Here is a 13,015-nt window from a genome sequence, read left to right on the forward strand (position 1 = left end):
GGCCACGGCGCTTTCGCCGCTAGCGGTGGCATTGACACCACTCGCAATGGCGTTCAGCCCCGTTGCACCATCGTTATTGTAGTTGCCGCCGATGGTGCCGCCGTCATTCACGCTGTAGTAGTGGGCGCGGTTGGCATCGAAGTAATCAAGATTGACCGCATCGCCAGCGTTCACCGGGTCGCCCACATTGGTGATGGTATCACCGCCCATATCAATGCCGTTGTCATTGAGTGTCGGGCCATTGTTGATCGTCAGACTATCCGCCACTAGATCTGGACTAGTGGCAATTTCAATCGCCCCGCCGTTATCGCTTAGCGCAATATTCTGGCCGCTGATAAAGTTGGCAACATTGTCGTTCTGGTCGAGGGTTTTAACGTCGACACCGTCAATCTGAGTGACAACAGTCTGTAAGGCAGAGTCGGCCAGCGTCAGGCTGTCTTTACTCGCTTGGCTGAGGTCCACCGCGTAGTCGGTGACGTTGTTGGCATCGGGGGCAGCAGCAGTCACATCCACTGCGCCGGAACCGGCACTCACCGATGCGCCGTTGGCATTAACGGTGTAGATATCTTGGCCATCAGCGCCAATGGTTTGATCTACACTGGCAATATTCGTGCCGCCGGTGACTTCCGTTCTTGAAGCTGCGGCGCTGTTCTCCAACTGGCTAACGTTGACGGCGTCTTGAGCGTTCACGCCGTCGGCGAGGTTACTGATTGTCGTGTTACCCGCATCAATGCCACCCGCCCCAATGTTAATCGGGCCAGCCGTCAGTGTATCGGTTTGAACATCTGTGAAAATAACATTGTCTGCCGTGGCAACAGTGATATCGGAGCCGTTGCGAGTAATGTCAATATTCTTGCCGTCGATAAATTGAACAGTATCGCCGGGTGCTATATTAGTGGCCACGTCACCGTTGGCTTGAACATTCCAGCCAGTGCTGGCCAGTTCATTAACCGCCTTCAGTTGGCTGACGTTAACCGCATCGGTATCTTCAGCACCCGCCGCTACGTTGGTCACACGGCGCTCGTTACCAGCACTACCAACTGAAACTTCGCTATCCGCTGTGGGTGCAGCCACGGCAATCGGGTTGCCATCAGCATCAACGGGCTGATAGGCCGCCGTGCCCAGCGTGCTGCCATCCGCCAGAGACTCAGAGCCTAAAGCGACATTATCATCGCCTTGCGCTGAGGCATTACTACCAATCGCAACGGTATCTTGGCCACCCTGAATAGGATCAAAGGTTCCATTAGTGGAAGCCTTCGCATCCTGACCAATAGCTACAGCGCCATTACCGCCGGAAATCGCTCCAAAGCCATCGCCGTTTGCATCTCCGCCAATGGCCACCTGATAGTCGCCACCGCCGCCGGTGAACGCACCATCTCCCATGGCTACCGAGCTATCGCCACCGGCCTGAGTATTGGCACCTGCAGCTACAGCATTAGCTCCTGTGGCACCATCATTGTCGTAGTTACCTTGCTGGGTGCCGTTATCGTTAACACTGTAATAGCGGGAGCGGTTTTCATCGAAGTAGTCGAGATTAACCGCATCACCACCGTTTATCGGCGCCCCCACATTGGTAATGGTATCGCCGCCCATATCAATGCCGTTATCATTGAGTGTTGGGCCGTTGTTGATTGTCAGGCTATCAGCGGTGAGGTTCGGGCTAGTGGCAATTTCAATCGCGCCACCCAGATCGCTCAGCTCGATGTTATCGCCGCTGATAAAGTTAGCGACATTGTCGTTCTGATCAATCGTCTTAACCGCAGTGCCATCAATTTGGGTCACTACGGTTTGGAGCGCCGAATCCGCCAGCGTCAAGCTGTCTTTGCTGGCTTGACTGAGGTCGACCGCGTAGTCAGTGACGTTATTGGCATCCGGGGCAGCCGCGGTGACGTCCACCGCACCGGAACCAGCGCTCACTGATGCGCCTTCCGCATTCACGGTATAGATGTCCTGGCCGTTAATACCAGTGGCTTTATCCACACTGGCGATATTGGTGCCGCCCGCGACTTCGGTCTTTGAGGCCGCTGCCGCACCGTCTAGCTGATTAAGATTGACCGCATCAGTACCCGCTACCCCAGGCGCCACACCGGAGATTGTAGTGTTACCGGCATCGATACCGGTGGCACCGATGTTGACGGGGCCTGCCGTCAGAGTATCGGTCTGGACGTCGGTAAAGGTGACGTTGTCCAGCGTGGCAATTTCAATGCCGCCCGCACCGTCAGGGCTGAGCACCATATTCTTGCCCGTCACAAAATTGGCGTTGTTATCGCCCTTCGTCAGGGTTTTGACGTCAACACCGTCGACCTGGGTCACCACGTCCTGCAGCGCGGAATCCGCCAGCGTCAGGCTGTCTTTACTGGCTTGGCTAAGATCCACCGCGTAGTCGGTGACGTTGTTGGCATCCGGGGCAGCGGCGGTGACGTCCACCGCACCGGAACCGGCGCTCACTGATGCGCCGTCCGCATTCACGGTATAGATGTCCTGGCCGTTAATACCGGTGGCTTTATCCACACTGGCGATATTGGTGCCGCCCGCGACTTCGGTCTTTGAGGCCGCTGCCGCATCGTCTAGCCTTTATCCACACTGGCGATATTGGTGCCGCCCGCGACTTCGGTCTTTGAGGCCGCTGCCGCATCGTCTAGCTGATTAAGATTGACCGCATCAGTGCCCGCCACCCCAGGCGCCACACTGGAGATCGTAGTGTTACCGGCATCGATACCCGTGGCACCGATGTTGACGGGGCCTGCCGCCAGAGTATCGGTCTGTACGTCGGTAAAGGTGACGTTGTCCAGCGTGGCAATTTCAATGCCGCCCGCACCGTCAGGGCTGAGCACCATATTCTTGCCCGTCACAAAATTGGCGTTGTTATCGCCCTTCGTCAGGGTTTTGACGTCAACACCGTCGACCTGGGTCACCACGTCCTGCAGCGCGGAATCCGCCAGCGTCAGGCTGTCTTTACTGGCTTGGCTAAGATCCACCGCGTAGTCGGTGACGTTGTTGGCATCCGGGGCAGCGGCGGTGACGTCCACCGCACCGGAACCGGCGCTCACTGATGCGCCGTCGGCATTCACGGTATAGATGTCCTGGCCGTTAATACCGGTGGCTTTATCCACACTGGCGATATTGGTGCCACCCGCGACTTCGGTCTTCGAAGCGGCTGCCGCATCGTCTAGCTGATTAAGATTGACCGCATCAGTACCCGCCACCCCAGGTGCCACACCGGAGATCGTAGTGTTACCGGCATCGATACCCGTGGCACCGATGTTGACAGGGCCTGCCGTCAGAGTATCGGTCTGGACGTCGGTAAAGGTGACGTTGTCCAGCGTGGCAATTTCAATGCCGCCCGCACCGTCAGGGCTGAGCACCATATTCTTGCCCGTCACAAAATTGGCGTTGTTATCGCCCTTCGTCAGGGTTTTGACGTCAACACCGTCGACCTGGGTCACCACGTTCTGCAGCGCGGAATCCGCCAGTGTCAGGCTGTCTTTGCTAGCTTGGCTAAGATCCACCGCGTAGTCGGTGACGTTGTTGGCATCGGGGGCAGCGGCGACGACGTCCACCGCACCGGAACCAGCGCTCACTGATGCGCCGTCCGCATTCACGGTGTAAATAGTCCCACCATTAGGGTTATCGCTTTCTGCCACATTCGTAACGTTTGTGCCCGCAGCCACACTAGATTGTGTAGCAACAAGCTGGCTGACATTCACAGCATCATCAAGTTCGGTACCTGCCGCAACGCTGGTGATCTGGCGGCTTCCGATATCTACCGCTGACTGAGTGGCCACCGTACCATCAATTGCTGCTGCATCAGCAGCGGAAGCACCCAAGGGTTTATAGCCTAATATTCCAGGCCCCGTATCCGCTACAGAATTAGAGCCCAGTGCGACGCTATCTTCCAGTGTTGCTTGCGAGAAGCTGCCAATAGCCGTTGATTCTTCACCACTTGCCGTACTTTCGGCACCGAAAGCGGCAGCATAGTCAGCTGTTGCCCATGCACCACGGCCAAAAGCAGTCGAGCTTAACCCAGTCGATTGTGATACCGTACCGACAGCCAGCGCATCCTGCCCCGTTGCCTCTGCTTCATTACCTGCAGCAAAAGACTGTAGGCCGCTTGAAGTTGCATCCTGCCCTATGACAATAGAGGCTTCGTTAGAAGCAGTATTGCGATTACCTAATGCCAAAGCATCTGGACCGCTAACCGTATTCGTATTACCCACAACACGACTGCCATCAGCGGCGGCTGTCAGAGTATTATCGTTGCCAAACGCCCCGGCATTATCAGCTTCAATGGTATTGTCATTTCCCAGTGCATAGCTACCAGCGCCGGTAATGATATTAGGGTCACCGACAGCACCAGAGCCTGTGCCAGAAACATCGTTAGCAAAACCAATGCTGATGCTTTTCTCGCCCGAGGCTTTGGCACCGCTACCCATGGCAATAGCATCTATGCCGGTTGCCTGGCTACCAGTACCGACTGCAATGGTGTTTGCTTCAGTTGCTTGAGCCGAAGTACCAAACGCAAGCGAGTCATCTCCCGTGGCTTGGGTATTGTTAACCGTGTCTTGCTTCCAGCCACTGTCATCGATAGATGATGAGCCCAATGCAAAAGCACGATTGCCACTCGCCAATGCCGATGTACCTAGAGCAACTGACTCCTCACCTGTAGACGTTGAGGCAGGGCCTATCGATAAACTACGCTCCCCCGTTGCTGCACTTTGATAGCCAACAGAAAGAGATTGATTACCTGTCGCATAAGCGGCAGGGCCAAGCGCAAAGGCGCTGCCGCCAGAAGCAACTGCCGACCCGCCAATCGCCACCCCGAGCGTCCCACTTGCATTACTATTGGACCCAATCGCAATTCCACCGAGATTTACATTAGCCTCGGCGCCTAAAGCAATGGCAGAATTCAATATACTTTCTACGCCAATATCCACGCCATTATTATCTTTGCGACGGTAAGTATAGACGCCAGAATCCGGACCTGTTGTTGATTTACTACCAATAGCAATGGCACCGGCTCCCTGAGCTAAGCTTTTATTACCCACAGCTACCGATAGCAAACCGTCCGCCTGTGCTCCCCCCGTGCCATTGAAGCCTTCTGTGGAACCGCCAATCGCGACGGTGCCATCGGCATTGGCTTGAGCACTTTGCCCCATGGCAATCGCGCCACTGCCCGAGGCAACCGATTCACGACCATAGGCCATGGACGCCACACCAGAGGCATTCGTAAGATTACCAATAGCCTGAGCACCATCTGCGGAAGCCACTGACGGGCTCCCGCGATTGGCGCCAATCGAGATGGAGTTTTCTCCTTGAGCCTGGGCCCCAGCCCCCAATGCAGTACTGCTGGGCGCTGATGCTACAGCCAAGGCGCCCACAGCCACACCTCCTGCTCCTCCACCACTAACATTAGCCTCTAGACCGATAGCCACACTGGCCGCATTGTTGGCCGAGGCCTCGCCGCCGATGGCGATAGCATTCTGGGCCGTCGCCTGCGCTCCACGTACATCATTACTACCAATGGCAATAGAGTGCGCGCCCGAGGCCGTTGTTGAATCTGCAATAGAGAGAGGATTGGCATTATCCGCTCCACCTGCGCCACCAATCGCAACAGCATTCCGAGCAGTTGCTTGGCTGCCAAAACCTAATGCCGTGCCACCGACAGCGGTTGCACGGCTTTCTAACCCTATCGCAGTCGCCCACTGGGCCGCACTGACATTAAAACCGAATGCCGCTCCGCCTTTTCCTGTAACTTCACTAAAAGTGCCATAGACGGTTGCTGCTGACTGGTTGTTCCCACTGGTATTACAGCCTGCAACGGTAGAGTAAGTGCCACTGCCGTCTATAGGGTCTGCTGTAGTATTAGTGGTTATTAACCTGCCAACTGCTACCCCACCACCTCCAGACACACAGGCACCACCATCTGAAGCAAATTTCCTTGCTTCAGCATCAAGGCTTCCCAGAGGAGAAATCATTGCCGCGAATGCGAACACAATACCTAATGTGACAGGCCGAAGAAAAAACGTTATCGGTGACTGAATTGTTGAAGCTTCTGCCACTCGACCAATTTTGCCACTAGCTCCAGACTTACTACGACTACGTGCCGCTTCTGAAGCTACTACCAGCCGCCCAAGAGACCGATTCCAAACTAAGCGAAATACGTTATTCATTCCCATGCTCCCATTAACGTTGTCAGGGATTATTGTGATTAGTTTTTCTAGCTTCTTGAGCGGTAGTTAGAGACCACCTAATTAAGCTCACTTTTATCGCCAAGCCTCAAAGATCACATACTCTCTGCTTCATAAGTCTTTTTTATGAAACGATTATTAATGATCCACAGAAACCACAGCAGCGCCTGAAACTTTATTTAATACTGAAGCTAGCACAGGGAAGTAGGCGCCTCAACAATATGAATAAACGTAAATGGGAAAATCAGTGAGGAGATTTTTCAGACTCTAGCGATAGAAATCAGGAGCAAGAAGCAAGTCACCCACGCATCAACAGTCAGTTTCAAGTAGGCACTATCAATGTTTAGGTTAAACGGAGAGTAAGCACTTACTAATTAAAAACAAAAAAAATCGATTAAAACAAAAAAATCTATCATTAAACAAAATTATCTATTTACACCTTTGACACCAATTTACATTTCACTTGAGATGCGTATTCTGGGAAGTAGCTGACCTGCAACGTAGTTCGGTAACGTTCGGGATTGAACAGGCTGTTGTGACAGCTTCAGTAGCGAAAAGGCGAGGGACTACCAAACACGACTTGGCAAGTATGTTCAGTGCCTGCTGTTATCATCAGTAGTTGATAAAAGAGAGACTTAATGAGCTTTTCTACTTGCAAAGCTCATAGTTCAGAGCAAGTATCTAATTATGGCATCTTGATACTCTTTTTAGATCTAAGAAAAAATTACAACCTATGCTGCTCACTTTCACTAACGAGACCTGACTTGGATACAGCCTATGCGCATTGCAGTAGTAGAAGATGAGAAGGTGGTATCGGAGCGCATCGAAAAAGCGCTTACAGATGGCTTTGCCGAGCGAGGCATAGAAGCAAACATCTTTTCTTTTGAGACCAGTAAGGCATTTATTCATACCGCCAGCCGCAATACATTCGATTTAGTCATACTTGATTGGCACTTGCCTGACGGCACCGGTATTGCGCTGCTTAATTGGATGAAAACCTACCTACAGATTATTCCTGCTGTGCTAATGGTGACTCTGCGGCAAGAAGAATCTGATATTATTCAAGCCTTAAACGCGGGAGCTGACGACTTCATCAGCAAGCCTTTTAGACCGCGCGAACTGGCTGCAAGAGCCTATGCATCAACTCGACGCCATTCGCTACGCACGCCAAGTGTTGCTCAGCAACAAACATTGGAGTTTGGCCGCATTAAGCTTAATACCAATCGTGAAACAGCATACGTGGACGGAGAAGAAGTATCGTTGACGAGGCAGGAGTTTCGCTTAGCCTTTCTTCTTCTAAACCAGCTAGGCAGCCCGCTTTCACGTTCCTACCTATATGAATATGTGTGGGGTAAAAGTGATCCGCCTGGCACGCGTACACTAGACGTTCATATTCACCGAGTGCGCAAAAAACTTAGTCTAACGTCGGAGTTCGGTTGGAATCTTGTTTCGGTTTATGGCTATGGCTACCGATTACAAGCGCTTGAAGAGATCACTGACGAGCCTTCAAGCGATGAGCCCTTCGGCGACAAACCTTCTAATGATGAAGAGACTACATAGGCAGCCCGCTTCAGAAAACCCCGCTTCGGAAATTGATACCTAAGCGGGGTTTTACTATGCACAACTCAATACAGATGTGCTTTGCGATTATTCGATATGAATACCAATCCGTCGTGCTACTTCTTCATACGCTTCAATAACACCACCTAACCCCTGGCGGAAGCGATCCTTATCAAGTTTTTCTCGCGTATTCGCATCCCATAAGCGACAGCCATCCGGAGAGAACTCATCGCCAAGGATTACATCGCCTTTGAAGACGCCAAACTCAAGTTTGTAATCGACTAGCAACATGTCGCCTTCGGCAAAAAGCTGCTTGAGCACATGATTCACTTTAAAAGTAAGTGACTTCATTTTCACCAATTGCTCAGGAGTTGCCCAGCCAAAGGTTTCTGCTAACGACTCGTTAATCATGGGGTCTCCCTTTTCATCGTTCTTTAAGAACAATTCAAAGGTGGGCGGATTCAAACTGATGCCCTCTTCCACACCCAGGCGCTTAACTAGGCCACCTGCTGCAATGTTGCGCACGACGCATTCAACGGGAATCATCTCCATTTTCTTTACTAGGCTTTCAGTATCAGAAAGCTGCTTCTCAAAATGGGTAGGAATCCCCGCCTCTTCCAGGCGCTGCATAATAAAAGCATTGAAGATGTTGTTCACTTTGCCTTTGCGGGCCAGTGACTCTTTCTTTTTGCCATCAAAAGCACTGGTATCGTCACGAAAGTGCAGTACCAACAAATCAGGGTCGTCGGTGGTATAAACGGATTTCGCTTTTCCAGCGTAGAGTTCTTGGCGCTTTTCCATAGGGGCTCCGAAAGATTTCAAAATTAAAAATTAACGTAGGTAGCCGGAGACACGCTCAAGCAGCTCGCGCTGATCATCAGCATTAAAACTACGCTCACTGGCATTAATCGCACGCAGAATGGTCTTATCACCGTCGGGTTGAAGGGCAAGACGAATTTGCTGCGACATACGGCGTACATCGGGACTGAAAACAATTTGCAGAGGATTGCGGCCTCGCTCAGTTTCGGTCATGTACTCAACCAGGAATTCATAGTTTTCAGCAGAAGTGGCTAATAGGTCACGCTGACCTTCGACACTAAAGTCGAGCTCAAGATAGTGATCCAGCTCTGCCCAAACTCGATCAATAGGTTGAGGAATCACAACTTCCCACTCGTCGCCCTGCTGACGCACTTGAAGCGCCTGATCTTGTGCGAGTCGTTGAGCCGTCCAAGAAGATGCGCTAGCCGTGGCACTGCGTGCGCCTAGGTACTGCTCTAGGGCATCGAGACACCCAGCCACGCTTTGCCCCGCTTGCTCACAGCGCACCTCACTACTGCCCACCCTTAGCGCGCTTTGTAGCTTCAACGTGGCTTGAGAAGTCACTATGACACCTTGATTCGCATCGCTTTGCTGAATACCCAGCTGTCGACTATTCGCGAACGCTTCTAACTGAGGCCAAACGGCTCCCGTATCTGCCGCAACCACCAACCATGTCTGATTACCCACCTGACGACGCTCTACGAATTCAGGTTCTAAACCGCTCCCAATCGTCAACGTCTGAGGGGGGGCAATTTCGGCCGCCTCATCAATACGGCTACCTTGCATAGCTACCTGGGGCACAGGCATGGCATCACGGTAACGCTGAGTATTGCGGGTTTCTGGCAGTACTAAGGGGGGCGCTGGGGTAGCTTCAGTATAATCCAAATTGCGGTCGTGATAGTAACCGTCATCGCGCGCGCATCCAGCAAGCGTGACAGCCGCTGCGAGAGCCAGCGGTATCCATTTAAGCGCACGTTTTTCAAGCAAACGTTTTTCCAGAACAGGGCTCATCAAGCCACCTTTACAGTCAACAGGTCGAGTACTCGACGCGTTAACAAACCACGCCGAGTAGCAAAAGGGGATTACGTCGAATTACTCCTCTACGACACCCGCCAACTGCAGCGCTTCACTAACAGTGGCATGGTACTTTTCCGACAGCCAAGTTAACGGCAGACGAATCCCGGCGTCCATATATCCCATGCGATGCAGTGCCCACTTAACCGGAATCGGGTTAGCTTCAATGCCTAAATTTGTATGTAACGGCATCAAACGCGTATTAATTTGGTGAGCCTTGTCCGAATCACCAGCCACGGCTGCAGCGCAGAGCTCATGCATCGCTTTAGGTGCTACGTTCGCAGTAACAGAAATATCCCCGTGGCCACCCATCAGCATGAAGTCACAGGCCGTGGCATCGTCACCGGAGTAGAGCATAAAATCACTGCCCTTCAAGCGGGCAATTAGATCCTCAGCGCGCTCAAGGTTCCCGGTAGCATCTTTCAAACCGATAATATTCTTCACCTCGGCTAGGCGTACTACCGTTTCATTATATAGATCAGAGCAAGTACGACCGGGGACGTTATAAAGAATTACCGGCAGTTTGCTTCCTTCAGCCACCGCTTTGAAATGTTGATAGAGGCCTTCCTGAGTCGGCTTGTTATAGTAAGGACAAACCGATAAACAGTAATCTGCGCCAACTTCGCTAGCGTAGCGTGCTAACTCAACCGCCTCTGATGTGGCGTTCGCTCCCGTGCCAGCGATCACCGGAATACGGCCTTTCACCTCTTCTACCACACTGCGGATCACATCAAAGTGCTCAGCAAATGTCATGGTAGTAGGTTCGCCCGTGGTGCCCGCTGCGACAATGGCATCAGTGCCATTGTCGAGGTGGAAGTTCACCAGGCGACGAAGCGCCTCCCAGTCGATGTCGCCATTGACTTTCATCGGCGTCGCCAGGGCGACAATGCTGCCTGTGATCATCCGTTTTTTCCTCACCTGCAAAATTATAAAATTAAGCTACTGACGATGTTCATTGAAAATCGAGAAGCTTTGACCATAAGGGCTCTATTTATAAGAGCCTGTCCACAAGAGACTGCCCACAAGAGACTGTCCACAAGAGCTTTGACCACTAGAACGAGCACACCGAGGCGATTTAACCTACTGCTATTTTATGCCTTGAGCACTGTGTTGTCGTCCCAAGGAGGGCTACAGACAGCAAATGGTACTCAGGCGGCTCGAACCTGTACAGCGTAAAGCGCTGAGAGTTTTCTCACCTACTCATCACTGGGCGCCTATTCGCTTTGACATAATAGCGTTACTTGCGTGTAATCAACTAAGTAAGTCATCTCATTAAAGGAGCTCTTCATGTCCGTAAAACTAAACCACCCAGTACCTGACTTTTCCGCCCCAGCCACCAGTGATACGACGGTGACGCTGTCTGAGCTGCGTGGCAAGCAGGTGGTTATCTATTTTTATCCAAAGGCCAGCACCCCAGGGTGCACTACCGAAGGCGGAGACTTTAGAGACCGCAAGCCACGATTCGATGCTGCCAATACGGTTATTATCGGCGTTTCTAGAGATGGTATCCGTGCTCAGGAGAACTTCAAAGCCAAGCAAGATTTTAACTTCGAGCTTATCTCCGATAAGGACGAAACCGTATGCCAGATTTTTGACGTTATCAAACTTAAAAAAATGTACGGCAAAGAGCATCTTGGCATTGAGCGCAGTACTTTCCTAATCGACAGCGAGGGTAAACTTGCCCAAGAGTGGCGCGGCGTTAAAGTACCAGGGCATGCCGATGAAGTACTAACAGCAGCAGAAGCGCTTCACGCCAACTAACAAAGTCAAGAGCACCGCATCCTTCACGGGTACAGCGCGAAGCGGTGCCGCGACTGATTCGCAGGCAATTTTTCCGTTCGCGCCTCGTGTACTGCGGTTAGATGGTGCCTTTTAATTTTCAGCCAATGGAAGCTGCTTTTCTCCCTCTCTCTCTGCCATTCCTCTGGGCCATGCATAAACCAGTGCTTTTAGCAGGGTGGCCAGGGGAATCGCAAAGAAAACGCCCCAGAACCCCCAGATACCACCAAAAAACAGCACCGCAACAATAATGGAAACCGGGTGAATATTATTCGTTTCTGAAAACAACACCGGTGCAAGCACATTCCCATCAAGCGCTTGAATAACGCCGTAAGCAACAACCACATAAGCAAACTGCTCACTGATCCCAAAATGAAATCCAGCAACGGCCGCTACTGGGATGGTGACCACCGCCGCGCCAATGTATGGCACCAGAACAGAAAAACCCACCAGCACTGCTAACAAGGCGGTGTATGGCAAGCCAAAGAAAGCGAAGGTAAAAAAAGCGACCGTACCAACGATAATAATCTCTATCGATTTGCCGCGTATATAATTTGCAATCTGACGATCCATCTCATGCCAAATACGCGTTAACAGCGTACGCTTTTGCGGTAGCAACGACAGTGTAAAACCTACCAAAGACTGGCGATCCTTTAGCATGAAGAATACCAGTATCGGCACTAACACTAAGTAAATAATCAACGACATAATATTGCCGAGCGATGCCAGTGACAGCGTTAATGCACGCTGTCCTAGCTGGCTAATTTCCCGGCTGGCAACGCCTATCCAACTCTGCATTTGATCAGGTGTGATTAAGTTAGGATAACGAGCCTGAAGTTCGTCTAACCATCCTTGGCCGCTAGCAAACATACGTGGCGTTTCCTGAACAAGCCCGACAAGTTGATTCCAAATCAGCGGCATCAAAATAAAGGCCATTGTTAGCAACACGCTAACAAACGCCACAAACACAACAATGACCGCTAGCAAATGAGGCACACCGCGTCGCGTCAAGGCACTCACTACGCCCTGCAGTAAAAAAGCTATCACAAGCGCGGTGAAGAACGGCGCTAGCATCCTGCCAAACCAAATAATGGCCGCAAAACCAGCTACCAATACCAAGAGAAGAATTAACGCCTCTTCGTCTGAAAAGTAGCGATCAATCCAACTTTTCAGAATAGTGCGCATGGTCATGAGTGAGACATCCCTGCTTTGCGTATCCAAAAATAGTACATATCGCCATGCTGCTCGCGTGCTTCTAACACATGATCACTAAGCTCAGTGAAAGATGCCATATCACGCCACGAACCAGCATCCGTTGCTCTTACTTCAAGCAATTGACCTGGGGCCAGCCCTGCCAACGCCTGTTTGGCTTTTAATAATGGCAGCGGGCAGTGCAACCCGGTAGCGTCCAACACCGTATCGGGTTTAATGCTATCGTTTGACCTAGACTCTGTGTGCTCGGACATACCCTCTCCCCCAAAAGACCTACTTGATCAAAATACTTACTTGAATACGGCATTGTTACATAAACTATTTCTTTAAAACGGTCGCTGAGAATTTGATTTAACGGCACTTACCTGCCTGAATCAATGTCA

General features: G+C 51.6%; 9 protein-coding genes. 2 read left to right on the top strand and 7 right to left on the bottom strand.

The window, feature by feature from the left end:
* Positions 1-2,511: beta strand repeat-containing protein (locus K7H08_RS15195; protein WP_231658448.1), on the bottom strand; the 2,511-nt coding region annotated here is incomplete at its 3' end.
* A 56-nt stretch (positions 2,512-2,567) separates the two neighbouring features.
* Positions 2,568-6,170, bottom strand: coding sequence for an ESPR-type extended signal peptide-containing protein (locus tag K7H08_RS15200; protein ID WP_231658449.1), 3,603 nt, complete (start codon positions 6,168-6,170; stop codon positions 2,568-2,570).
* Positions 6,171-6,965: 795 nt separating this feature from the next.
* Between K7H08_RS15200 and K7H08_RS15205 the strand changes: the two genes are divergently transcribed.
* Positions 6,966-7,748, top strand: coding sequence for a response regulator transcription factor (locus K7H08_RS15205; RefSeq protein WP_231658450.1), 783 nt, complete (start codon positions 6,966-6,968; stop codon positions 7,746-7,748).
* A gap of 87 nt (positions 7,749-7,835) precedes the next feature.
* On the opposite strand, the gene purC is transcribed toward K7H08_RS15205, so the two are convergent.
* From purC to dapA, 3 genes are all read right to left on the bottom strand, one after another.
* A complete protein-coding gene (gene purC / locus K7H08_RS15210; protein ID WP_038478039.1) occupies positions 7,836-8,549 on the bottom strand; it encodes a phosphoribosylaminoimidazolesuccinocarboxamide synthase in 714 nt (237 codons plus the stop codon).
* 30 nt (positions 8,550-8,579) lie between these two features.
* Positions 8,580-9,578, bottom strand: coding sequence for an outer membrane protein assembly factor BamC (gene bamC, locus K7H08_RS15215; protein WP_231658451.1), 999 nt, complete (start codon positions 9,576-9,578; stop codon positions 8,580-8,582).
* An 81-nt stretch (positions 9,579-9,659) separates the two neighbouring features.
* Entirely contained in the window at positions 9,660-10,544 is an 885-nt protein-coding gene (dapA, locus tag K7H08_RS15220; RefSeq protein WP_038478043.1) for a 4-hydroxy-tetrahydrodipicolinate synthase, read from the bottom strand.
* Positions 10,545-10,928: 384 nt separating this feature from the next.
* Here dapA and K7H08_RS15225 point away from each other — a divergent pair, with 384 nt between their 5' ends.
* Positions 10,929-11,402: a peroxiredoxin gene (locus K7H08_RS15225; protein WP_038478046.1), complete on the top strand. Its 474-nt coding sequence runs from the start codon at positions 10,929-10,931 to the stop codon at positions 11,400-11,402.
* 111 nt (positions 11,403-11,513) lie between these two features.
* Here K7H08_RS15225 and K7H08_RS15230 read toward each other — a convergent pair whose 3' ends face one another.
* Together K7H08_RS15230 and K7H08_RS15235 are read right to left on the bottom strand one after the other, a co-directional pair.
* Positions 11,514-12,611: an AI-2E family transporter gene (locus K7H08_RS15230; protein ID WP_038478049.1), complete on the bottom strand. Its 1,098-nt coding sequence runs from the start codon at positions 12,609-12,611 to the stop codon at positions 11,514-11,516.
* Positions 12,608-12,886 (bottom strand): sulfurtransferase TusA family protein, encoded by a 279-nt coding sequence (locus K7H08_RS15235; RefSeq protein WP_038478052.1) that lies wholly within the window; start codon positions 12,884-12,886, stop codon positions 12,608-12,610. Before K7H08_RS15235 ends, K7H08_RS15230 begins: the two co-directional genes overlap by 4 nt.
* Between the last annotated feature and the right edge of the window lie 129 nt (positions 12,887-13,015).

Source organism: Halomonas sp. IOP_6, from assembly GCF_021151565.1.
GTDB classification, from domain to species: domain Bacteria; phylum Pseudomonadota; class Gammaproteobacteria; order Pseudomonadales; family Halomonadaceae; genus Vreelandella; species Vreelandella alkaliphila.